Below are 21,970 nucleotides of genomic sequence, written 5' to 3'. Positions count from 1 at the left end.
GTGCTTGCCTTGGTTGATGGGGCGTAGAGAGGCGCGGCGGTCAGCCGCCGACGCTGCCGCGCGCGCCGCTGGAGCTGCCGAAACCGCCGCGGCTGACGGTGACCGCCCGGTGCGGCGTTGCGCCGATATGGGTCATGGTCCGGTTGCCGTGCAGGCTGCTGGCCGCAGCGCCGTGGCCGGCACCGGTTGCCGGACGCTGCCACTGGCTCTGTCGGTCCTGGTACGCGGGCGCGGCGTTGAGGCCGGACATGCGGTTGCCGTTGAGCATCTGCGACAGGAAGACGCCGGTCATCAGCGGCCCGATGAACGAGTGCCCCTGACTGTCACGCTGCTCCACGCAGCGCTCGGCCGAATACTCCTGCGCGCACTGTTCGCGGCTGGCGTATTTGGGTCCCTGGGCGGCCGCCTGCTGCTGCGCCTGCTTGAACGCCTCGCGGCAGGTGCCGATGTCGTGGGTCTGCGCTGCGCAGGCTTCCACCGAGGTGTACAGCCCCTCCTGGGGCTTGGCTTCAGGCGCGCAGGCGGTGAACAGCAGCGGCGCGGTGCCCATCAGCAACAGCGCGGCTTTCTTGGATCGCTTCATCGGTTCCCCCTGCCGGAGCACAGAACCCGATGATGCCTGGTTCCGTGCGGAGACGGAAATTGCCGGCATTGCGCAGGCCCATGCATCCGCAGCCCCCGGTCGCCGGATCGCGTAGCGCGGCGGCGTCCATGCGCTCCACGTCAGGCGCCGGTTCATCGTCGGCAAGGGCAAGCGCGCAGACCGCGTGATACCGTGGCGGATGGCCCTGTGTGGCGCGCAAAACGGTTGCTAATGCAACCCTTTGCGGCCCGCCGGGCCGCCCGCCTTCCAACCGCACGACACCCCCATGCCCGACTATCGCTCCAAGACCTCCACCCACGGCCGCAACATGGCCGGCGCGCGCGCGCTGTGGCGCGCCACCGGCATGCAGGACGCCGACTTCCACAAGCCGATCATCGCCATTGCCAACTCCTTCACCCAGTTCGTGCCTGGCCACGTGCACCTGAAGGATCTCGGCCAGCTGGTCGCGCGCGAGATCGAGCGCGTCGGCGGCGTGGCCAAGGAATTCGACACCATCGCCGTGGACGACGGCATCGCCATGGGCCACGACGGCATGCTGTATTCGCTGCCCAGCCGCGAGATCATCGCCGACTCGGTGGAGTACATGGTCAACGCGCACTGCGCCGACGCGCTGGTGTGCATCTCCAACTGCGACAAGATCACCCCCGGCATGCTGATGGCCGCCTTGCGCCTCAACATCCCCACCGTATTCGTGTCCGGCGGGCCGATGGAAGCGGGCAAGACCAAGCTCGCCGACCACAACCTGGACCTGATCGACGCGATGGTGATCGCCGCCGATCCCACCGCCTCCGACGAAAAGGTCGCCGCCTTCGAACGCAGCGCCTGCCCCACCTGCGGCTCGTGCTCGGGCATGTTCACCGCCAACTCGATGAACTGCCTGACCGAAGCGCTGGGGCTGGCCCTGCCCGGCAACGGCACCGTGGTCGCCACCCATGCCGACCGCGAGCAGCTGTTCCTGAAGGCCGGACGCACCGCGGTCGAGCTATGCCACCGCTGGTACGGCGCCGAAGATCCCACCGCGCTGCCGCGCGGCATCGCCACGTTCAAAGCGTTCGAGAACGCGATGACCCTGGACATCGCGATGGGCGGCTCCACCAACACCATCCTGCACCTGCTCGCCGCCGCGCAGGAAGGCGAAGTGCCGTTCACCCTGCGCGACATCGACCGCCTGTCGCGGCATGTGCCGCAGCTGTGCAAGGTCGCGCCGAACATCCAGAAGTACCACATCGAAGACGTACACCGCGCCGGCGGCATCCTCGCCATCCTCGGCGAGCTGGCGCGCGGCGGCCTGCTGCATACCGACCAGCCCACCGTGCATAGCCGCACCCTCGCCGACGCCATCGCGCAATGGGACATCACCCAGACCGACGCCGAGGCCGTGCACACCTTCTACAAGGCCGGCCCGGCCGGCATCCCCACCCAGATCGCCTTCAGCCAGGCCACGCGCTGGCCGACGCTGGACGCCGACCGTGAAGCGGGCTGCATCCGCGACGTCGCCCATGCCTACTCGCAGGAAGGCGGACTGGCGGTGCTGTACGGCAACATCGCCCTCGACGGCTGCGTGGTCAAGACAGCCGGCGTGGACGAATCGATCCACGTGTTCGAAGGCAACGCCAAGGTATTCGAGAGCCAGGACTCGGCGGTCAAGGGCATCCTCGCCGACGAAGTGCAGGCCGGCGACGTGGTGGTAATCCGCTACGAAGGCCCCAAGGGCGGCCCCGGCATGCAGGAGATGCTCTACCCCACCTCGTATCTCAAGTCCAAGGGCCTGGGCAAGCAATGCGCCCTGCTCACCGACGGCCGCTTCTCCGGCGGCACCTCCGGCCTGTCGATCGGCCACGCCTCCCCGGAAGCGGCGGCCGGCGGCGCCATCGGCCTGGTCCGCGACGGCGACCGGATCCTGATCGACATCCCCAACCGCCGCATCGACCTGCTGGTCGACGACACCGAACTGGCCGCCCGCCGCGCCGCCCAGGACGCGCAAGGCTGGAAACCGGTGGAAGTACGCCCGCGCAAGGTCACCACCGCGCTGAAGGCGTACGCGCTGCTGGCGACCAGCGCCGACAAGGGCGCGGTACGCGACAAGGCGATGCTGGACGGTTGAGGCGTTGCCATGGAGACCGTGGACTCCCACGGTCTCCATGGCATCCCGGCATTGCACTGTGGGAGGGACTCTGGGTGGCCTCGGGCCATCAATCCCGACGCGTGACCACACACGCCCACAGCTGGGTTGCTGTTCTTGGCGGCACGTCACTCACCGCCGACGCCCAGCCCATCCAACGGACTGCGCACCGCAGACGCCCTGCGCCCCAGCACAGGCGTGTGGATCTGCGTGGTGGCCACCTCCTTGTAGCCCAGCAGCTCCTGCACGGTGCGGATCTCGTGGCCGGCTTCCAGCAGGTGCGTGGCGAAGGCATGCCGCAAGGTGTGGCAGGTCGCCGGCTTGGCGATGCCTGCACGGCGCCGTGCCGCCTGCACCGTGCGCTGCAGCGTTTCCTCCGACACGTGATGCCGGCCCACTCGGCCACTACGCGGATCCACCGATCGACGCGCGGCGGGGAACAGATACTGCCAACCGGGCGCGACATCGGGATTGGGATACTTGCGCGCCAACGCATGTGGCAGGAATACCCTTCCTGCCCCCTCGGCAAGATCCGCGGCGTGGAGCAGCAGCGCCCGCGCGCGTTGGTGCATCAATTCTCCGCGCAGGCTGCGGCAGCGGCACCCGCCGATCCTTGCCGCCGTTATCGTCGCGCACCACGATCTCGCCGCGAACCATGTCCACACCCTTGATCCGCAACCGCAGGCATTCCAGCAACCGCATCCCGCTGCCGTACAGCAGCCCCGCCATCAGCCGACAGGATCCCTCCAGCATCGTCAGCAAGCGCGCGACCTCCTCGGCCGAGAGCACCACCGGAATCCGCCGCGGCCGCTTGGCGCGCACCAGATGCTCCATCCAGGGCAACTCCACGCCCAGAACATCGCGATAAAGGAACAGCAGCGCCGCCAGCGCCTGATTCTGCGTTCCGGCCGACACCTGGCCACGCGTCGCCAGTTCGGTCAGCAGCGCCTCGACCTCTGCCCGCCCCATCTGCACCGGATGCCGCTTGCCATTAGCCAAAATGAAGCGCCGTATCCAGCCCACATACGCCTGCTCGGTGCGTAGGCTGTAGTGGCGAAGCCGCAGCCGACCACGGACCTGATCCAGTAGCTTGGGCGCCAGGCGCGTCGTTACGCCTGCATCGTCACGGGTGTAACGCATACACCTGCTCAACCGTCGGATAACGCAACCAGCATCGACGCCAAGACCGTCGATTGCCATCCGGCAAGTCATTGTTACGAAGTAGGAATTCCCCCTTCCCAGACCTCCGGCGTTAGTCGATACTTGGTGCAACAGCGCTTTTAGGCGGTCCAATGGTAGTTAAACCGCTATGCCAACAGACAAGCTCGCACGCATCTTAAAAGCCAAGAGTCCGTTCAGCGCTGAAAAAATCGCAGTGATGACAGAGGTCGATGGTTGGAACTGGGTCTATGCCAATGCGGTGCCGCACAAAGATCGGCTCATCCAGGTTTGCTTCACTGGGTTCTCTGCCGCTGACAAAGAAGTACTCATTGTATTGGCGAGCGAGTCGCAGTTGGAGGTTGTTACCTCGGTAACAAAGAGTCTTGCTTTTCTCTGTGCTGGAGACAATGCTGGGCCAGCAAAGCTATCCAAGGCTAGGTTGCAAGGCGTTGCGGTTCTCACCCGTGAGCAGTTTGAGCATCTGCTTTCCACTGGCGAGGTCGCGGCCTAATAGTAGTTAGGGCTCACATCAAACATTAGGGGGCGACATGAGGTATTTTTGTATTGTTCTCGCATTAGCTTTGAGCGGCTGTGTTAGCACACCTACACAGCAAGAGATGAGTTCCGCCAATTACGGTCCAGCGCCCACCGACTACGATGCGACGATTAAAGACTATTTGTCGCAGACACTCAAAGATCCCTACTCGGCTGACGTCAAATATCTTTTTGAGCCTCGTAAGGATTGGTCAGGACTTGGGGGCAACAAGCAGTTTGGTTACGCCGTGTGCGCTCGTATCAATTCAAAGAACAGCTTTGGCGCCTTCGTTGGCTTTAAACTCACGTATTTCTTGATCCGCAATGACCAAGTTGTTGCAAGCACAGGGCTTGGCGGCGCGCAGCTTGAGGAGATTGGAGCCCAGCAGCAGTGCAACCCAAATAAAAGTGCACCCTAGGTGAGCACTAACAATCCATTCAACCGTTAGGTGTGCGATGAAAATTTGCTACATACTTAGCCTGATAGTAGCAACAACAGCGCTCGTCGCCTGCCAAGGCGACCCGAATGCCAAGCCGATCTACGGAGAGAGGGGTCTGCCCAAGAATTGTCGTGCAATAGTTCAGACAAACATTGACGCATATCGTGCAAAGCAGTACACCGCAGACGAGGTCATGGATTCTCTTGAGCGCAACTGTGGTACTAATGGCCATTCTTGGTGACAGTGTCGGTCACTACACTGGGTGTTCGCTACAGCGCGCACCTAAAAATTCATTTAAGCCGAACCCGCTTCGCGGGTCGGCTTAATTCAAGCGTTAGAACTTGGGGGAGAGACCTATGAGATGTTCCGGATGCGGCAAGGATATTCCATTCAACGGCCAAGTTTGCCCGTACTGCCAGCGAGACAAGTCCAAAGACCAATCCAATACAGTGCTTTCTTTCATATTGGGTCTCATCGCCGGTACGATTGGCTACTTTATATTTGGTTTCTGGGGCGCACTCAGCGGCTTCTTCCTCGGCAGCATTGCTGCGGCCTTCACCACTCTAGGCGGCAACACCAAACCGCCAGAGGTCCAAGTTGTTTCACAGCCCGCACCCGAGCCTAATGAGTCTGTTGCTGCCAAGCTCACACAACTCAAGCAGTTACATGACCAAGGCCTATTGACGGCGGAGGAGTTCAACAGCAAAAAGGCGGACATCTTGGCCAAGTTCTAACAATTCATTCAAGCCGAACTAGCTTTGCCAGTCGGCTTAATTCAGGCGTTAGGCGGCAAATCAAACATCAAGGGGAACTTGTGAAAAAGGCTCTACAGCTCGCTGCTTCCATCAGTGCTGCGATGGTTCTGACGTCTTGCAGCATGACGCTGCCGGTGCGGGGCAACGTAATGAATTCAAGTGAGACATTCACTGGGACTGCAACGGGCTACATGGATGGTGGTGGCAACATGACGCTTGTCACCTCGCGGGGCGCTACCTGCAAGGGCAATTTCGTGTACGTGAGTCGACGCGATGGTGAGGGAGTGTTCTCCTGCGACGATGGTCGTACTGGGCCTTTCACGTTTGTGTCCACAGGCACACGTGGTACCGGCAAGGGCGACCTCGGCGGAGAGCGCTTTATCTTCACGTTCGGCAAGCAGTAGTTGCCGCCTAACTATTCGTTCAAGCCGACGCCGCTTCGCGGCGCGGCTTAACTCAGGCATTAGCCCTCATGAACATCATCGTCGGTTCTGGCAGCAGCTTACTCGGCATCGTCTCTGCGGCGATTGCTTTCGCGGCGCTGTTTTTCGCCATCTACTCTTGGCGCCAAGCGAACCGACCACTTGTCTCTGCTCGCGTTACTTCACAGGGCGGAAGTAGCGCCGGAATTGCGCTCAACCTTCTCGTTGAGAACACGGGCAATCGGCCTGCGCGTGACATCCGCCTCATCGCAAAAGAGTCGGATGTTCTGGCCGCCCTGCAACAAACCGCTATACCTAAAGATGCTCAACGGTGCTTCTTCTCCGGCATCGACATTCCCGTACTGGCAAATGGCCGATCAACTTCAAATGGGTTCTGGCATCTAGGTCAGTCAGATTCATGGCACGCTGGCGCCAAAATTCCTGTCAGAATCAAATACAGAGACCTGTCCGGTCGGCGCTTCACTAGCAAAGTTCGGCTCTTCCTCGCAGATGATGCCGGTTTTGCCCAAACTTTTTGGAGTGACGGTCATCGGCATGAGGGCTAACAATTCATTCAAGCCGAACCCGCTTCGCGGGTCGGCTTAATTCAGGCGTTATACCTGCGTAGGAGATCAGCGTAGATGCTGCTGAACATCGACAAGCCATTGCGTTCTTCCACACTTCACGATGAGTCATGCCCATACGTTCCAAAACCTCATGGCACTGAGCTCAAGCCAGTCGAGGCGCTTGGCCGCGACGGCGGTTGGTTCTCTGTCAGATCTGTTGCATCTGCCGAGGCATTGGCTCACCGAGAGTTCCCGCAAGGTGCTTTCAAGGTTTGCACCTATTGCCGAGCAGACTAATGCGAGTTCTTTGGCGCTGGTCTAACAATTCATTCAAGCAGAACTTGCTTCGCAAGTCGGCTTAATTCAGGCGTTAGCCATCAATTATATGTTTGCCGATTTCGCCAAATCAGCCATTGAGTTCCTTAAGCTCGCGCCCCGCTACCTTATTGCGGTGGCAATCGTTTCTGGCGCCTTACTGTTCCTACCAGACACTTGGCTTCAGCGGATTGGCCTTGACAAATTTGTAACGGCGAATCGCCAATGGCTTGGCCTGACGTTTCTTGTCAGTGCAGTCCTTTGGTGCGTTTCTGCTATCTCAACCTGCTGGGACTGGGCAGCTGGACAATTCTTCCAGCGTAGCGTGCGGAAACACATCGCTCAAAAGCTATGTTCGCTCACAGAAGATGAAAAGCAGATCCTTCGATACTACTTTGCCAAAGAAACTCGTGCCAACATGCTCAAGGTGGACGACGGAGTAGTTCAGGGTTTGGTTGCAAACCGCATCATCTATCGCTCTGCTTCAATGGGGAGCCTTCTGGAAGGCTTTGCTCACAACATCACTGATGCTGCGTGGGACTATATCCATGCGAATCCGCACATACTGCAAGGGACAACCAATACCTATCGCACTGACAAGCGGGAACGGGGCTGGTGAATCTATCAGAGATGGCTAACTTCATTCAAGCCGAATCCGCTTCGCGGGTCAGCTTAATTCAGGCTTTAGCGCTCAAGGAGAGACTATGGGCAGTGTTCCAGCAGATGTTCACGCACGCATCCTTGCAAAATCGCGGGAAGAATGGCCTGATGACTTTGATATCCAGAAGCACACACTAGACAAACAAGTTAATGCCTATCTGGAGCTCAATCAGTTCTATTCGATTCTTGATCCAAGTAATTTCGTCAACGGTATCTTTTCTTCAGCTCTTGCGGAATGGGACGGTGACTACGAAATGCAACTGCATACTGTCAAAAAGCAGTTTAATGCCGCCCTAGAGTTCTTCCAGTACGAAAACTCCTGCATTCCCAAGGAGGTGCTTGATGGCATTCGCACCAGAGCGTTCGCGGAATGGCCTGACGACTACGACATGCAATTGCATACGCTCAACAAGCAGGTTGCAGCGTGGTTGTCTCTCAATAGCTAGCAGCGCGGGTTGAGCGCTAACAATTCATTCAAGCCGAACACGCTTCGCGGGTCGGCTTAATTCAGGCGTTAGGCCCTTAAGAATCAGAATGCCGTGAGCGGATGCTTGTCCACTCACAGCATCGTTCGCATTACTCTTCGGCAACGATCGTGATGCCACGTTTCGTCACTTGAACTCGTGCTTTCTGGCCTACCCTAAACCCTGCCGCTTGCAACCAATCGCCGCTCAAGCGTAAAAACGGAACTTGTCGTGGCTGGGTGCGACGCTCTATGTCTTTGTGCTGGCTTTCGTAATACTGATAGCCAATCGTCAAAAAGCGCGGCTTCGGCGCTGTGCGGTGTTGCTTAGCCATGATGGCATCCTTCGAGATTGTCCAATTTTCACCTCCTGTTCAGAGAGGCGGCCGGGCGCTTGAACACCGCTCGAAGACGGCCCGCAGATTTCCCCTTTCGGGTGTTGTATAGCTGCGCGCCGCCCGGCCATGAAAACAATGGGCACAAAAAAACCGCATGGCTTTCGGGCGCGGTTGCCGCTTCGAGAAGGTGTGTTCAGCACCAGCTGACAATTTAGCCGGATGCGAGCTAGCGGTCAACTCGCAGGCACATGCCTAACACTTTTCACTGTTCGCTGAGCACTTACGCTACCGTCAAGTACACTTCATCACGGCTTTGTTTTTATCGCTTTGTGTGGTTCTCGGCTGGAGGGCAATGCATGCTGGTCACCGGCCAGCCGCATAACAATTCATTCAACCCTAACCCGCGTCGCGGACCGGCTTAATTCAGGCGCAAGGCCCCTGGGGAGAGTCCGTCCCCAGATCATGACGCTCCTTCCGACTTCACGCCAGGATTGAATAAACCGTCACACCCAAGCGGCATTGAAAACACTATGGTCTCCAGGGTCACCCGGACGCAAGGAAACACGCACATGATGAAGCTGGCAAGCGGGTTCCTGGTTTGCGCTCTGCTCACAAGCGCCGCCCACGCACAGAGCAACGCTGGCGATCAGAAAACCGATCCCGACCTGCCCTTCAACGTTGCCAAGGTCGCCAGCTTCGACCTGCCCTGGCGCATTGCTTTCCTGCCCGATGGCCGCATGCTCGTGACCGAGAAGGTCGGCCGCCTCCAGCTTGTCACGCCGGGTGGCGCCAAGACCGAGATCAAGGGCGTCCCAGCCAGCTATGTCGAAGGCCAGAACGGCATGTTGGGCGTCTTCCTTTCGCCCCGCTACGCCATCGACCACAGTGTTTACCTGACTTACGTCGCCCCTGGCGACTATGGCGGCGGCCTGGCCATGGGCCGCGGTCAGCTCGTTCTGGAAGGCAATCAGGCCCGGCTGAACAACTTCCAGGTGCTCTGGCGGCAGATGCCCACGGGCAAGGGTGGGCAAGCCGGCGCCCAGATCGCCTTCTCGCCGGACGGCAACTCCCTCTTCCTCACCGTGGGTGACCGCCAGCGCTTCACGCCGGCCCAGGATCCCGATCAACCGGTCGGCAAGATCCTGCGGCTGACGCTGGACGGCAAACCCGCGCCGGGCAATCCATGGGCAGGCAAGGTCGGTGCCGCCACCATTCCACTGATCGATCCGGCGGCCGATACCGAAGCCGCCAAGACGGCTCCGGTTGTCAGCACCTATACGTTCCCCGGCCCCAACCTCACGCCGGCCGAAACATGGTCCACCGGCCATCGCACCCCTTATGGACTCGCCTTCGCGCCTGACGGCCGGCTGTGGGAGCTTGAGCACGGCCCCAAGGGCGGCGACGAACTCAACCTGATCCAGCGTGGCAAGAACTACGGCTGGCCGCTGGTGTCGTATGGCATGAACTACAACGGCGTGCCCATCCCTCGCCCGGACACGCGGCCCGATCTCGTCAAGCCCGTGCTCTATTGGGTGCCGGTGATCGCACCAGGCAACCTCATGTTCTACAAGGGCAGCATGTTCCCACAGTGGAAGGGCAGCGCCTTGATCAGCGGCCTTGCCAGCGGGGGAATCATTCGCGTCACCGTTGACCGCAAGGGCGGTGCCAGCGCGGTCCAGCGCTGGAGCCTGGACAAACGCATCCGCGATATCGAAGAGGCGCCGGATGGGTCATTGTGGGTATTGGAAGATGCGCAACCCGGTGGTCTGTACCGGCTCACGCCGAAGTAATGCCCTGCGCGGGGCAGGCGGGCGGATGAGGGTGAAACGCAACGTGTCCGGTAGTGCGATCTCAGCCGGCCTGGCCCGCGACGGCGACACATCCCGATCGACATCGCCAACCGCCGCATCCACCTGCTGGTCGACGCTACCGAACCGGCCGCCCGCCACGCCGCGCAGGACGCGCAACGCGGGAAGCCGTACGCCCGCGCAAGGTCACGACCGTGCTGAGGAGGTAGGCCAGCGCCGACAAGGGCGTGGTGCACGCCACGTTGGGCAGCCGGGCCTGATCGTTTGGGCGTTGTACAAGCATCTTTCGGGCCTGGAGGTCTATAGCTGCTCGGATCGTCAGCGCCCTTAACCTCAGTCACATCGATATCACGCCACGGCTCGGGCGACGGCGTGGATGCTGCCTAAGCATTGCAGCCGAACTCGCCTCGCGGATCGGCTTGACTCAGGCGTTGGCCCACTGGGCGGGTTCGTCGCCATATTTGGCGTTTTATCAGGCGCTTTGGCGCGTTCGTCGCACGGCCAGTCGCCGCGTTGCCATGCAGCTGCGATGCTTTCGGTACCGCCCGCCGGCCAAAGGAGTCGCATTGTGAAAGCGCTAATTGCGTTAGTTGCCTGGTGCCTTCTGTTTGTTCTGTGCTGGCCGCTGGCCGTGCTGGCCTTGGTCCTGTGGCCAATCCTCTGGTTGCTCACCTTGCCGTTCCGCCTTGTGGGGATGACGTTCTGCGCTGTGTTCGCGCTTCTGCACGCCCTCCTGTTCCTGCCTGCCCGCCTCCTGGGTTGGCGGCCGGGACACGCAGCGACGGCCTGACACTTCATTCAAGCGCAAGCCGCGTGCGGCCTGGCGTACGCCACTCGCAGAGACCTCCAAAGAAACCGCACATGCTCCGGCTCTTGTTGCTCGCACTGCTTGTGGTGTCCTTCAGTGCAAGCGCACTCGTCATCGGGGATTCCGGCGTCTGAATTTGTCGCTCCAGTTGCAATCAACAAGCGCAATGACAAGTTCGGCAAGAGCATCGAGATCATGGGAAAAGGCGCGACGGGTAACGGAGTCACCGGATACGAATTCAGCAGCTCGCACCGCATGAAGCTTTGCCAATGCCCGACCGAATTCGGCCCGAAGCATCCGATCGTCAACCTGCTGGGCTGGCCGGTCGTCGCCCTCGGCGGCGGCGTTGGCGGCCTGCGGTTCGCTTACCTCGTCCGGCGCTTGCGTGGCATGCGCTGGCTTTCTCGAGCAGCCGCCATCGTCCTTGGGTTTTGCGGGATGATCGCCGTATGCATGGGCGGCCTGGCGCTGGCATGCGTGTATTTCTTCTTCCCATGCTGGGCATGCGTCCAGGCCGGTCGTTCGCGCCGAGCCCGCGTGGATGGGCCGGGTGTTGACGGCCATGGCAACGACTTACACTCTTCGCTCGCCTTGCACTTCGCTGTCCGTATCGTCCGCACACTTTGATTTTGCCAGGATGTCCCAGATGCTTTCCTCCGTTCCAAGTTCTCCCTCCCCGCTGCGGCCTTTCGCCGAGCGCGTCCTGGTCGTCATGATGCTGGGCGGCCTGGCCCTGCTGGCCTGGCAACTCTCCGAACTGTTGCTGGTCGTGTTCGGCGCGGTGGTGGTGGGCGTGCTGCTGCACGGGCTGGCGTCGACGTTGCGCAAGCGGCTGCCGGTGCCGGAATGGGCCGCACTGGGCCTGGTGATCGTGTTATTCGTGCTGATCCTGTCGTCGATCGTGTTGCTGTTCGGTGCGGAAGTGGCCGCCCAGATCGACGCGTTCCGCACGACGCTGCCGGCGGCATGGAACAAGTTCCATGCGTGGTTGCAGTCCGGTCCGCTCGGGCCGCAGATCGAGAGCATCCCCGACCAGTTGCGCGACGGCGCTTCGACGCTGGCCACGCATGCCGGGGCGATCGTGCTGTCGGCCGGCGGCGGGATCACCGATGCGGTGCTGATGATCGTCGGCGGCGTCTATCTGGCCGCGCAGCCCAAGCTGTATCGGCGCGGGCTGCTGCGGCTGCTGCCGCGCGACCGTCGCGATGTCGCCGACGAAGCCTTGGCCGCCAGCGGGCAGGTGTTGCGCGCCTGGCTGGGCGGTCAGTTCCTGGCGATGCTGGTGATCGGCAGCCTGACCGGGCTGGGGCTGTGGCTGCTGGGCGTTCCGGTGGCGCTCGGCATCGGCCTGTTGACCGCGCTGCTGGACTTCATCCCGATCGTCGGCCCGATCGTGGCGGCGGTTCCGGCGGTGCTGCTCGGCTTCACCGTCAGCCCGCAGGTGGCGCTGGGTGCGCTGCTGGTGTTCGTGGTCCTGCAGCAGCTCGAGGGCCATGTGCTGCAACCGCTGATCCAGGCGCGTGCGGTGGACCTGCCGCCGGCCTTGCTGCTGTTCTCGCTGTTCGGCATCGGCGTGCTGTTCGGGCCGATGGGCGTGGTGTTGGCGGCGCCGCTGACCGTGGTGCTCTATGTGCTGGTCAAGCACTTGTATGTCCACCACGCCCTGGACGATGCCGACGGTGCGGTGCCGGCGGAGTGATCGGCCCGAGTGGTGCGGCGGGGCTGTCGGCGCGGCGTCCCGCCGACGGCGCCCGACACAACTGAGCCGGCGCGCGGCCGCCCTGTTGCCAGCACCCCGGCGATGTGCAGCGGTCGCAGCCGCGTAGATTCCATCCTCTTGTCAATGATGCCGTTTCGCAGCGGCACTCCTTCGCATGCTCTCCGATGCACGATGCCAGCCTCCGCTACGACAGACCGCTGATGCGGCGAGCCGTGGCGAGCTGCTGCTGGCGTGTCGTCGGGCTGCGCTCTGTCGTCGCCCTGGCCTTGGTGGCGGCGCCCCTGGACGTGGACATCGCGGGCATCCGCCTGCATGTGCTGCACGATCTGAACACGCTGGCGCGATCCCGCCTCCGTGGACGTGGTGGTCAGCGGGCATCCGCACAAGCCGCTGCCGCAGAGCCGCGACGGCGTGCTGTACGTCAATCCCGGCAGTGCCGGACCGGGCCGTTTCAGCCTGCCGGTCGGGGTGGGCTATCTGCATCTGCAGGCGGACGGCATCCGCGGCGAACTGCACCCGCTGACCTGAAGCGGCTGTGCAACGCCTCGCAGGACGACGCGCGACCTAGCGCGGCGCCGGTCCATTGCCCCTGGCCGCAGCGGTCCATGCGTCCCTGGACGCTACATTTGTTATAAAGTAACAACTATTTCCACCAAACGACCTTTCCGGAGCACGCATGCGCCGCCTCATCCTGGCTTCCAGTCTTGCCCTCGCGGTCTGCGCCTGCTCGCAGCAGGCCGCCGCTCCCGCCGCCAAGGACGCGCCCGCTGCGCAGACGCCGGCTGCCGCGGCCGCGCCAGCGGCATTGATCCCGCGCGACGTACTATTCGGCAACCCGGAGCGCAGCGGCGTGCAGCTCAGCCCGGACGGCAAGACCCTGAGCTGGCTGGCACCGGTGGACGGCGTGCTCAACATCTGGATCGCGCCGGCCGATGCGCCGGACAAGGCGCGCGCGGTCACCCACGACAGCGGCCGCGGCATCCGCTCCTATTTTTGGTCGTTCCTGCCCAATACTCTGCTGTACATGCGCGACAGCGGCGGCGACGAGAATTTCCATCTGTTCGCACTCGATGTCGCCGCGGGCGGCACCGGCCGCGACCTCAGCGACTTCCCCAAGACCCGCGCGCGGGTGGTGACGGCCAGCCCCAAGCACCCGGAGTCGATCCTGGTCGGCATGAACGACCGCGACGCGCAGTGGCACGACCTGTACCGGGTCGATCTGGCCAGTGGCGAGCGCACGCTGCTGCAGAAGAACACTCAGCAGATCGGCGATTACCTGGCCGACGACGACTATCAGGTGCGGCTGGCGACGCGTTCGCGCGCGGACGGCGGCGAAGACCTGCTGCAACCCGACGGCAAGGGCCGCTGGCAGAAGCGCGAAGAGATCCCGTTCGAGGATTCGCTGACCACCGCGCCGTCCGGCTTCACCGCCGACGGCAAGACGCTGTACTTCCTCGATTCGCGCCAGCGCGACACCTCGGCGCTGTACGCGGTGGACGTGGCCAGCGGCACCCGCAAGCTGCTGTTCGAGGATGCGCGCGCGGACGTGGGCGGCACCCTGACCGATCCGCGCAGCGGCGTGGTGCAGGCGGTGGAATCCAATTACCTGCGCCCGGAATGGAAGGTGCTGGACCCAGGCATCGCCGCGGACATCAAGCAGCTGCAGGCGATCGGCCCTGGCGAGATCTCGGTGCTGACCCGCACCCAGGACGACCGGACCTGGATCGTCGCCTACTCCGCCGCCGATGCGCCGGCCACGTTCTACCGCTACGACCGCGCGCCGTCCGGCACAGGCACGCTGACCAAGTTGTTCGTCGCGCGCCCGGCGTTGGAAGGACAGCCGCTGGTGCCGCAGTGGCCGCAGGAGATCCGCTCGCGCGACGGCCTGACCCTGGTCAGCTACCTCACCCTGCCGCGCGAGGCCGATGCCAACGGCGACGGCAAGGCCGACACGCCGGTGCCGCTGGTGCTGTTCGTGCACGGCGGGCCGTGGGCGCGCGACGACTACGGCTACAGCGGCTACAACCAGTGGCTGGCCAACCGCGGCTATGCGGTGCTGCAGGTCAACTACCGCGGCTCCACCGGCTTCGGCAAGCGCTTCACCAACGCCGGCGATGGCGAGTGGGCGGGCAAGATGCACGACGATCTGCTCGATGCGGTGCAGTGGGCGGTACAGCAGGGCGTCACCCGCAAGGACCAGGTCGCGATCATGGGCGGCAGCTACGGCGGCTACGCCACGCTGGTCGGAATGAGCTTCACCCCGGAGGCCTTCAAGTGCGGCGTGGACATCGTCGGCCCGTCCAACTTGAACACCTTACTCAGCACCATCCCGCCGTACTGGAAATCCGGCTTCGAGCAGATGGCGCGGCGCATCGGCGATCCGCGCACCGAGGCCGGCAAGAAGCTGCTGGAAGACCGCTCGCCGCTGAGCCGCGCCGACCGCATCGCCAGGCCGCTGCTGATCGGCCAGGGCGCCAACGACCCCCGGGTGAAGCAGGCCGAGGCCGACCAGATCGTCAATGCGCTCAAGGCCAAGCAGATCCCGGTGACCTACGTGCTGTTCCCCGACGAAGGCCACGGCTTCGCCCGGCCAGAGAACAGCAAGGCCTTCAATGCGATCAGCGAAGCGTTCCTGGGCAAGTGCCTGGGCGGACGCACGCAGCCGTTCGGCCAGGACCTGGTCGGCTCCAGCCTCAGCGTGCCGGACGGCGCGGCGCAGGTGCCGGGCCTGGAAGACGCGCTGAAGTCGCACACGCAGAGCGTGCGCAAGTAAGTCCTCGCCGACGCCGCTGCGTGCTTCCCGTCGTGCACGCAGCGGCGCCGTCGCGGTAGCGCCGCGGCGGGAATGGCGCATGGCGCCGCGGCGATCCGTGGCCGCGGTGCGCGATGACTTTTCCTACCAGTCGGTCGGCGCGTAGTCCTTCAGGAACTGGCCCCACACGTGCTCGCCGGTGTTGAAGCCGTGGATGATCGGATCGACGATGCGCGCGGCGCCATCGACGATGTCCAGCGGCGGGTGGAAGCGCTCTTCCTGCACCTTGCGCGCGGCGATCTCGGCCGGATCCTCGTCGGTGACCCAGCCGGTGTCCACGCTGTTCATGTGGATGCCGTCGTTCTGGTAATCGGCCGCCGAGGTCCGGGTCATCATGTTCAACGCGGCCTTGGCCATGTTGGTATGCGGATGCCGGGTGGTCTTGAAGTTGCGGTAGAACTGCCCTTCCATCGCCGACACGTTGACGATGTGCTTGTCGCGCTCGGGCGTGCGCAGCATCAGCGGCTTGAGCCGCGCGTTGATGATGAACGGGGCGATGGCGTTGACCAGCTGCGTCTCCAGCAATTCCACCGACGGCACTTCGGCCATCAGCAGGCGCCACGAGTTGCGCCCGCGCAGGTCCACCTGCTGCAGGTCCTGGTCCAGACGCCCTTCGGGAAACAGATGCTGCTGGCCGAGCAGTTCGTCGGCCAGCAACGGCACCTGCGACAGTTCGGCGGCGCGGGTCAGCCCGTCGGCGCCGCTGATGCCGTGGCCCTGGCCCGCCGGCAGCGTGGTCGCCGACGCCGCCGGCAGCAGTTCCGGGCTGCGCAGGCCTTCGTAATGGCCGACCAGGCGGCGTACGTGCTCGGGCAGTTCGTGCAGCGCGGCGGTCTCGCCGGCCATCATGTGCGCGTAGAACTGCGGCGGCCGGCGCACGGTCTGGCAGGCATTGTTGACGATGAAGTCCAGCCGCTCGCGCGTGGCCAGCAGCTGGCTGCAGAACGCTTCGACGCTGGGCGTGTGGCGCAGGTCCAGGCCGAACACCTGCAGGCGGTGGCCCCACTCGGCGAAATCCGGTTCCTGCGCGTAGCGCGCGGCCGAATCGCGCGGGAAGCGCGTGGTCACGATCAGCTCGGCGCCGGCGCGCAGCAGCTTCAGCCCGGCCTGGTAGCCGATCTTGACCCGGCCGCCGGTCAGCAGCGCCACGCGCCCGCGCAGGTCGGCGGTTTCGGTGCGCTTGAAGTAGTTCAGTTCGGCGCAGGGCGGACACATCTGGTCGTAGAAGTGGTGCAGCTGGGTGAACTTCTGCTTGCACACGTAGCAGTGGCGCAGCTCGGGCGACTGCGCCGCCGCCGGCTCTTCGGCTGCGGCATTGCTGGCGTCGTGCAGGCCGGCGGCATGCGGCGGGAAGTAGTTCGGCGTGCTGAACACCGGCTTGCGCCGCAGCGCGCGGATGCCGGTTTGCGCGAGCAGCGCTTCGGCCTTGCGCACCTTTTCCTGGTGGCGTTCGCGCGCCTGCTGCTTGAGCAGCTGCCGGCGCGCCTTGGGCTCGGGGTGGTAGACCTTGGCGACGACCTGGTGCAGGCGCACGCGGTCGGCCTCGGGCAGCGCGTCGAGCACGCTGCGGTCGGCATCGATGGCCTCGAGCAGGTCCAGGGCGACGCGCAGGCGCTCGCTCAGGGGCAGGTCGTCGGTGGCAGGGGGCGAGGCGGTGGTGTTCAAGACGGATCCAGGAAGGAGCGAAGGCACGACAGCGCGGCAGGCGCCGCCGGCGATGCGGCGTGCCCGGTACTTGCAGCGAACGGGCAGCGGCAGCGCGAAGCGTGTTTCAGGAAGCCGTCGTTGCCCGGCAGGGCGGGTATTTTCGCCGATCCCGGGGCTTCGGCGCCATGGTCGGCAGCTGAACCACCGTGCTTGCCTGGTGCGCCCCGGCAACGCCGGGGCGCACCGCGCTTCTCCTGCGTGGTTCAGCGCACAGGCGCCTGCGCGAATTCGCCGCGCTGCAGCTTGGCAACGTCGTTGCCCTGCGCGTCCTTGGCCTGCAGATCGGCGCCCTTGGCAGCAAGGTCCTTCAGCACCTCGGTGCGCTGGAACAATGCCGCGTACATCGCCGCGGTCTGGCCGGCGTTGTTGCGCTGGTCGGGCGCGCAATCGGCCTGCATCAGCCGCTTGGCGATCGCCAGCTCGCCCTTGAAAATCGCGCCCATCAGCGCGGTGTTGCCGCGCCTGTCCTGCGCGCACGGATCGGCGCCGGCACGCAGCAATTGCTCCACCGCCGGCTGCCGGCCGTGGTAGGCGGCCAGGATCAGCGCGGTATAGCCCTTGTCGTCGCGCGTATTGAGGTCGTAGTGCGCGCGGATGAACTCGGCCAGCATGTCCTGGCGGCCTTCGCGCGCGGCATCGAAGAAGTAGTCGCGCAGTTGCGCCTGGATCTTGGCCGGGTCGGCGGGTGCGGGCGCGGCAATCGCCGAGGTGGCCACCAGGCTCAGGACGAGAAGAAAGAAGCGACGCATGTTCGGTCTCCGGCAAGGAATGCGCAGCGCGGCGCGGGCAGGCGCCGCCGCGCTGCGCAATGGACGATCAATCCTGCAGCTGCGCGGCCAACTGCCTGACCCGCGCCAGATCGCCCTTGGCGACGCGGGCGACACCGCTGCCATAGGCCGGATCGGCCTTGTACAGGAACGCCAGCATGATGTGCTTGCTGGCATCGTCGGTACCGGCCAGCGATTCGCCGAAGCTCTGGATCAGGTCCTGCTGCTCCTTCTTGCTGTAGCTGCGGAACAACTCGCCGGCCTGCTTGAAGTTCTGCTCGCGGGCGATCTTCGCTTGCTGGGTGCTGCCCGACAGCGGCAACTGGCTGTAGCGTGCATTCGGATCCTGCGGACGCGGGTTGAGCCGGCTCGGTTCGTAGTTGACGCCGCTGGCGGTGGCGCCGGAGTTCATCGAGCCATCCTGATTGCCGTTGTTGACCGCCACCCGCGACCGGTTCACCGGCAGGCTCAGGCCGTTGGTGCCGACGCGGTACAGCTGGGTATCGGCATAAGAGAAGATGCGGCCCTGCAGCAGGCGGTCTTCCGACGGCTCGATGCCTGGCACCAGGTTAGCCGGCGCCATCGCCACCTGTTCGGTCTCCTGGAAGAAGTTGTCCACGTTCCTGTTCAGCACCATCTGCCCGATCTTGCGCTCGGGCACGTCGGGCCAGATCTTGGTCGCGTCCAGCGGATCGAAGTCGAACTTGGCCAGGTCTTCCGGCTTCAGTACCTGGATGTACAGGTCCCACTTCGGATAGTCGCCCTGCTTGATCGCGCCAACCAGGTCGTTGGTGAGGTGGCTGTAGTCCTTGCCCTGCACCTGCGCCACCTGCTTCGGGTCCAGGTTCTTCAGGCCTTGCAGCGACTTCCAGTGGAACTTGACGTAGTGCACCTCGCCCTGCGCGTTGACCAGCTTGTAGGCGTGCACGCCGTTGCCGTCCATGAAGCGGTAGCCGGCCGGCGTGCCTTCGTTGGAATACAGCAGGGTCAGCGTGCGCGTGGCTTCGGGCACGTGCGAGAAGAAATCGAAGCGGCGCGCATCGTCGTCCAGGTTGGTGCGCGGATCCGGCTTGAACGCATGCACCATGTCCGGGAACTTGATCGCGTCGCGGATGAAGAAGGTGGGGAAGTTGTTGCCGACCAGATCCCAGTTGCCTTCGCTGGTATAGAACTTGGTGGCGAAGCCGTGCGGGTCGCGCAGCGTCTCCGGCGAATGGTTGCCGTGCACCACCGAGGAAAAGCGCACGAACACCGGCGTCTTCGCGCCGGCAACGAACACCTTGGCCTTGGTCAGGTCGGAGATGTCGGCGCTGGCGGTGAACTCGCCATGCACGCCGGTGCCGCGCGCATGCACCACGCGCTCGGGGATGCGCTCGCGGTCGAAGCGCTGCAGCTTCTGGATCAGCTGCACGTCCTGCAGCAGGGTCGGGCCGGTGGCGCCGGCGGTCTGCGAGTTCTGGTTGTCGCCGACCGGCGCACCGTTGTCGCGGGTGAGCGTGGACTGCGCGAACCCGGCGGGGACGATCAGGGTCTGCGACAGCAGGGCGAGCACCAACAAAGTGACAGTGCGCATGGGGGCAGTCCATGTGGAGGAGCCTGGAGCATGGCGGCCGGGCAGCTCGCCGAGAATTCGTTAGTTGCTATGGCTGCGATAGGCAATGCGGATGCTGCGCATATGGATGTGACCGTGGTCGCCGACAGCATGCGCGAGGCATTGCAGTTTTCCGAGATATGCGCAGGCGCGGCGCCGGCGCGCTGTCGGCAGCGACCTGAAAATGTAGACAATGCCTACCTGCGAACACGACGTCGCCGTTGCCACATCCTGACCGCGGCAACGTCGCGATCGTGACCGTCTTTGCATTAGCTGCCTTGCGCGTGGGCAATCGCACCTCGGCGCTGGAAGTTCAGACGCCGGCCATCTGCGATGGCCAAAGATGACCGTGCCGCAATCGTGCGCGTCGATTTTCTCCAGAGATGAATTCCATGCCTAGAGCGTGTTATGAACTTTTCGGGGATGCAGCTATCGTAGATGGATGCAGAGCAAACGCCCATATCCGACCGATATTTCCGACGAAGAGTGGGCGTTCGCGGCGCCTTACCTGAGCCTGATGACAGAGCAAGCTCCGCAGCGCAAGTACGCGTTGCGGGCGATGTTCAATGCGCTGCGTTGGATGGCGCGTGCTGGAGCGCCGTGGCGCCTGCTACCCAACGACTTCCCGCCATGGGAAGCGGTTTACCAGCAGACGCAGCGCTGGCTGCAGGCGGGCTGCTTTGAAGCCATGGTCAGCGATCTGCGTTCCGTCCTACGTGTCGCCCAGGGGAAGCAAGGCCAACCCAGCGCAATCATCCTGGACGGGCGGACACTGCAATCCACCTGTGAGAGCGGCCCGCGCGCCGGTTACGACGGCTATAAGCGGAAGAAAGGCAGCAAGGTGCACATGGCGGTCGACACGCTCGGACATTTGCTTGCAGTGCAAGTCACGCCAGCCAACGAACAAGAGCGCGCTCAAGTGCGCTCACTGGCGCAGGAGGTGCAACACGTCACAGGTGACACCGTAACGGTGGCATTCGTGGATCAAGGCTACACCGGCCAGGAGCCGGCGCAAGCGGCTCAGGAAGAAGGAATCGAATTGCACGTGGTGAAACTTCCCGAAGCCAAGAAAGGGTTCGTGTTGCTTCCTCGGCGCTGGGTCGTCGAACGTAGCTTTGGCTGGGTCAATCGATTCCGTCGGCTTGCACGCGACTACGAGCGCTTGCCGGAAACCCTGGCTGGCCTGCATTTCGTCGTCTTCACGGTCCTCATGCTCAGCAACGCTGCCGCCATCCTCCAAAGTTCATAACACGCTCTAGGTCCTCATGCACTCGCACCCGTCTCCTCGCACGCGCAGCAGCATTGCTGGCGACCGCCGCAGCGCTGTCCGCCAACGCCATGGCAGCCCAAACGCCACCCTACGATGCCGGCGTGGCGCTGCCCTCGCTCGATGCCGCCGGTCTTCGCCTGCATGTCTATGCCAATCGCGCCGCGCTGGAGACGGCTGACGCGCATATCAGCAATGCGGTCATCGCCATCGGGCAGCATCCTCAGTCCGCGTTGTATCCGCGCATCGCGGCGGCCGCGGCGGATGCGCAACTGGCCGACGCCACGCTGATCGTTGCCATCGACTACCAGCCGCAAGCCGCGACCGCGCGCCATCTGGCGAACTGGGGCCAGACCGATTGGGCCGCCGGCGCTGTCTCCACCGATCGCGCAACGGCCAGCGCATTCGCGGTGGTGGACGAACTGCTGGCCGTGGTCGCCGACCCGAAGCGCTATCCCCACCTGCGCCAGATCACCATCACCGGTTTCGGCCGCGGCGCGGAATTGGTGCTGCGCCACGCCACCGCGTCGGCGGCGCCGGAAGCGCTGGCGCGCCTCAATCCGCCACTGCAGTTGAATTGGGTGGTCGCCAGCCCCGATCGCTATACCTACCTGGACAGCAGCCGCTGGGATCCAAAACGCCATGCCTTCACCGATCGCAGCGCAGGCATCGCCAATGGCAGCGAAGCCTGCCGCACACTGGACGACTATCCCTATGGCTACCGCGGCGCAGTGCCGGGCTATGTCGCCAGCGGGCTGAACGCGGCCGATCGGCACGACATCGCCGGACGCTTCCTGCAACGCAGCGTGATCTACCTGGTCGGCGCCAACGATTCCAGCGTGGGCGATCGCGGCTGCCAAGCGCGCGTGCAAGGCAGCGACGCGAACGCGCGCTCGCGGATCTTCTTCGACTACAGCCGCGACCTGGCGGTGCGCCACAATGGCGGCAAGGCCCCGGACACGAGCAGTCAGTTCCGTTGCGTGGTGCCGGCGGTCGCGCACCAGCCGAGCGTGTACGACACGGCCGTGGGCCGCTACGCGCTGTTCTTCCCGCTCGGCAACACCAGCAGCGGCACGGTGCCGGACAGTTGCGACTACTGAGCGCGGCGCG

The 21,970-nt window shown here is 63.8% G+C and carries 21 protein-coding genes and 2 pseudogenes; 17 read left to right on the top strand and 6 right to left on the bottom strand.

What is annotated here, in order from left to right:
* Window positions 1-40 precede the first annotated feature (40 nt).
* Window positions 41-583 carry a DUF1190 domain-containing protein gene (locus tag E4A48_RS18695; protein WP_142742949.1) on the bottom strand — a complete coding sequence of 181 codons (543 nt, stop codon included), beginning with the start codon at window positions 581-583 and terminating at the stop codon, window positions 41-43.
* 286 nt (window positions 584-869) lie between these two features.
* Between E4A48_RS18695 and ilvD the strand changes: the two genes are divergently transcribed.
* Window positions 870-2,708 (top strand): dihydroxy-acid dehydratase, encoded by a 1,839-nt coding sequence (gene ilvD / locus E4A48_RS18690; RefSeq protein WP_142742948.1) that lies wholly within the window; start codon window positions 870-872, stop codon window positions 2,706-2,708.
* 146 nt (window positions 2,709-2,854) lie between these two features.
* Here the strand turns inward: ilvD and E4A48_RS18685 are convergent.
* A pseudogene (locus E4A48_RS18685) lies at window positions 2,855-3,866 on the bottom strand (integron integrase).
* Window positions 3,867-4,035: 169 nt separating this feature from the next.
* On the opposite strand from E4A48_RS18685, the gene E4A48_RS18680 reads away from it, so the two are divergent.
* From E4A48_RS18680 to E4A48_RS18645, 7 genes are all read left to right on the top strand, one after another.
* Window positions 4,036-4,398 carry a hypothetical protein gene (locus tag E4A48_RS18680; protein WP_142742947.1) on the top strand — a complete coding sequence of 121 codons (363 nt, stop codon included), beginning with the start codon at window positions 4,036-4,038 and terminating at the stop codon, window positions 4,396-4,398.
* Window positions 4,399-4,504: 106 nt separating this feature from the next.
* A complete protein-coding gene (locus tag E4A48_RS18675; protein WP_142742946.1) occupies window positions 4,505-4,840 on the top strand; it encodes a hypothetical protein in 336 nt (111 codons plus the stop codon).
* Between the two features lie 377 nt (window positions 4,841-5,217).
* Window positions 5,218-5,595 (top strand): SHOCT domain-containing protein, encoded by a 378-nt coding sequence (locus E4A48_RS18665; RefSeq protein WP_142742944.1) that lies wholly within the window; start codon window positions 5,218-5,220, stop codon window positions 5,593-5,595.
* A gap of 143 nt (window positions 5,596-5,738) precedes the next feature.
* A complete protein-coding gene (locus E4A48_RS18660) occupies window positions 5,739-6,020 on the top strand; it encodes a hypothetical protein (protein WP_142742943.1) in 282 nt (93 codons plus the stop codon).
* A gap of 68 nt (window positions 6,021-6,088) precedes the next feature.
* Entirely contained in the window at window positions 6,089-6,604 is a 516-nt protein-coding gene (locus E4A48_RS18655) for a hypothetical protein (RefSeq protein ID WP_142742942.1), read from the top strand.
* Window positions 6,605-6,989: 385 nt separating this feature from the next.
* Window positions 6,990-7,538 (top strand): superinfection exclusion B family protein, encoded by a 549-nt coding sequence (locus tag E4A48_RS18650; RefSeq protein WP_142742941.1) that lies wholly within the window; start codon window positions 6,990-6,992, stop codon window positions 7,536-7,538.
* Between the two features lie 85 nt (window positions 7,539-7,623).
* Complete coding sequence (locus tag E4A48_RS18645) at window positions 7,624-8,025, top strand: hypothetical protein (protein ID WP_221887387.1); 402 nt, start codon at window positions 7,624-7,626, stop codon at window positions 8,023-8,025.
* Window positions 8,026-8,155: 130 nt separating this feature from the next.
* On the opposite strand, the gene E4A48_RS18640 is transcribed toward E4A48_RS18645, so the two are convergent.
* Window positions 8,156-8,377: a SymE family type I addiction module toxin gene (locus tag E4A48_RS18640; protein WP_003471083.1), complete on the bottom strand. Its 222-nt coding sequence runs from the start codon at window positions 8,375-8,377 to the stop codon at window positions 8,156-8,158.
* 572 nt (window positions 8,378-8,949) lie between these two features.
* Here E4A48_RS18640 and E4A48_RS18635 point away from each other — a divergent pair.
* From E4A48_RS18635 to E4A48_RS18610, 6 genes and pseudogenes are all read left to right on the top strand, one after another.
* Window positions 8,950-10,170, top strand: coding sequence for a PQQ-dependent sugar dehydrogenase (locus E4A48_RS18635; protein WP_142742940.1), 1,221 nt, complete (start codon window positions 8,950-8,952; stop codon window positions 10,168-10,170).
* 586 nt (window positions 10,171-10,756) lie between these two features.
* The gene (locus tag E4A48_RS21340; RefSeq protein ID WP_039009055.1) at window positions 10,757-10,978 is read left to right on the top strand and encodes a hypothetical protein; all 222 of its coding nucleotides are present in this window, start codon (window positions 10,757-10,759) and stop codon (window positions 10,976-10,978) included.
* A gap of 114 nt (window positions 10,979-11,092) precedes the next feature.
* Window positions 11,093-11,623: a hypothetical protein gene (locus tag E4A48_RS18625; RefSeq protein WP_142742939.1), complete on the top strand. Its 531-nt coding sequence runs from the start codon at window positions 11,093-11,095 to the stop codon at window positions 11,621-11,623.
* An 85-nt stretch (window positions 11,624-11,708) separates the two neighbouring features.
* Window positions 11,709-12,695 carry an AI-2E family transporter gene (locus tag E4A48_RS18620; RefSeq protein WP_176717149.1) on the top strand — a complete coding sequence of 329 codons (987 nt, stop codon included), beginning with the start codon at window positions 11,709-11,711 and terminating at the stop codon, window positions 12,693-12,695.
* A gap of 185 nt (window positions 12,696-12,880) precedes the next feature.
* Window positions 12,881-13,244, top strand: a pseudogene (locus E4A48_RS18615) (metallophosphoesterase family protein).
* Between the two features lie 148 nt (window positions 13,245-13,392).
* Window positions 13,393-15,489 (top strand): S9 family peptidase, encoded by a 2,097-nt coding sequence (locus E4A48_RS18610; RefSeq protein ID WP_142742938.1) that lies wholly within the window; start codon window positions 13,393-13,395, stop codon window positions 15,487-15,489.
* A 123-nt stretch (window positions 15,490-15,612) separates the two neighbouring features.
* Here E4A48_RS18610 and E4A48_RS18605 read toward each other — a convergent pair whose 3' ends face one another.
* The 3 genes from E4A48_RS18605 to katB all read right to left on the bottom strand — a co-directional run bounded on the left by E4A48_RS18605 (window position 15,613) and on the right by katB (window position 19,575).
* A complete protein-coding gene (locus E4A48_RS18605; protein ID WP_142742937.1) occupies window positions 15,613-17,193 on the bottom strand; it encodes an SDR family NAD(P)-dependent oxidoreductase in 1,581 nt (526 codons plus the stop codon).
* 245 nt (window positions 17,194-17,438) lie between these two features.
* Complete coding sequence (locus tag E4A48_RS18600; protein WP_142742936.1) at window positions 17,439-17,984, bottom strand: ankyrin repeat domain-containing protein; 546 nt, start codon at window positions 17,982-17,984, stop codon at window positions 17,439-17,441.
* 67 nt (window positions 17,985-18,051) lie between these two features.
* Window positions 18,052-19,575: a catalase KatB gene (gene katB / locus E4A48_RS18595; RefSeq protein WP_142742935.1), complete on the bottom strand. Its 1,524-nt coding sequence runs from the start codon at window positions 19,573-19,575 to the stop codon at window positions 18,052-18,054.
* A gap of 30 nt (window positions 19,576-19,605) precedes the next feature.
* Between katB and E4A48_RS18590 the strand changes: the two genes are divergently transcribed.
* From E4A48_RS18590 to E4A48_RS18580, 3 genes are all read left to right on the top strand, one after another.
* Window positions 19,606-19,851 carry a hypothetical protein gene (locus E4A48_RS18590; RefSeq protein WP_141696377.1) on the top strand — a complete coding sequence of 82 codons (246 nt, stop codon included), beginning with the start codon at window positions 19,606-19,608 and terminating at the stop codon, window positions 19,849-19,851.
* A 184-nt stretch (window positions 19,852-20,035) separates the two neighbouring features.
* Window positions 20,036-20,842, top strand: a complete 807-nt coding sequence (locus E4A48_RS18585; RefSeq protein WP_039005206.1) for an IS5 family transposase — start codon at window positions 20,036-20,038, stop codon at window positions 20,840-20,842.
* 89 nt (window positions 20,843-20,931) lie between these two features.
* A complete protein-coding gene (locus tag E4A48_RS18580) occupies window positions 20,932-21,960 on the top strand; it encodes a hypothetical protein (protein WP_141696378.1) in 1,029 nt (342 codons plus the stop codon).
* Window positions 21,961-21,970 lie beyond the last annotated feature (10 nt).

Source organism: Xanthomonas translucens pv. cerealis (genome assembly GCF_006838285.1).
Lineage (GTDB): Bacteria > Pseudomonadota > Gammaproteobacteria > Xanthomonadales > Xanthomonadaceae > Xanthomonas_A > Xanthomonas_A cerealis.
The sequence above is the reverse complement of the archived record's forward strand: the minus strand, read 5'-3'. Positions and strand labels throughout refer to the sequence as shown.

Coding starts and splice junctions, on each gene's coding strand:
- E4A48_RS18590 (WP_141696377.1), top strand. CDS start 19,606: ATGGCGGCCGGGCAGCTCGCCGAGAATTCGTTAGTTGCTATGGCTGCG.
- E4A48_RS18675 (WP_142742946.1), top strand. CDS start 4,505: ATGAGTTCCGCCAATTACGGTCCAGCGCCCACCGACTACGATGCGACG.
- E4A48_RS18650 (WP_142742941.1), top strand. CDS start 6,990: ATGTTTGCCGATTTCGCCAAATCAGCCATTGAGTTCCTTAAGCTCGCG.
- E4A48_RS18620 (WP_176717149.1), top strand. CDS start 11,709: ATGATGCTGGGCGGCCTGGCCCTGCTGGCCTGGCAACTCTCCGAACTG.
- E4A48_RS18645 (WP_221887387.1), top strand. CDS start 7,624: ATGGGCAGTGTTCCAGCAGATGTTCACGCACGCATCCTTGCAAAATCG.
- E4A48_RS18600 (WP_142742936.1), bottom strand. CDS start 17,984: ATGCGTCGCTTCTTTCTTCTCGTCCTGAGCCTGGTGGCCACCTCGGCG.
- E4A48_RS18655 (WP_142742942.1), top strand. CDS start 6,089: ATGAACATCATCGTCGGTTCTGGCAGCAGCTTACTCGGCATCGTCTCT.
- E4A48_RS18665 (WP_142742944.1), top strand. CDS start 5,218: ATGAGATGTTCCGGATGCGGCAAGGATATTCCATTCAACGGCCAAGTT.
- E4A48_RS18610 (WP_142742938.1), top strand. CDS start 13,393: ATGCGCCGCCTCATCCTGGCTTCCAGTCTTGCCCTCGCGGTCTGCGCC.
- E4A48_RS18580 (WP_141696378.1), top strand. CDS start 20,932: ATGGCAGCCCAAACGCCACCCTACGATGCCGGCGTGGCGCTGCCCTCG.
- E4A48_RS18660 (WP_142742943.1), top strand. CDS start 5,739: ATGACGCTGCCGGTGCGGGGCAACGTAATGAATTCAAGTGAGACATTC.
- E4A48_RS18680 (WP_142742947.1), top strand. CDS start 4,036: ATGCCAACAGACAAGCTCGCACGCATCTTAAAAGCCAAGAGTCCGTTC.
- katB (WP_142742935.1), bottom strand. CDS start 19,575: ATGCGCACTGTCACTTTGTTGGTGCTCGCCCTGCTGTCGCAGACCCTG.
- E4A48_RS18640 (WP_003471083.1), bottom strand. CDS start 8,377: ATGGCTAAGCAACACCGCACAGCGCCGAAGCCGCGCTTTTTGACGATT.
- E4A48_RS18695 (WP_142742949.1), bottom strand. CDS start 583: ATGAAGCGATCCAAGAAAGCCGCGCTGTTGCTGATGGGCACCGCGCCG.
- E4A48_RS18635 (WP_142742940.1), top strand. CDS start 8,950: ATGATGAAGCTGGCAAGCGGGTTCCTGGTTTGCGCTCTGCTCACAAGC.
- ilvD (WP_142742948.1), top strand. CDS start 870: ATGCCCGACTATCGCTCCAAGACCTCCACCCACGGCCGCAACATGGCC.
- E4A48_RS18585 (WP_039005206.1), top strand. CDS start 20,036: ATGCAGAGCAAACGCCCATATCCGACCGATATTTCCGACGAAGAGTGG.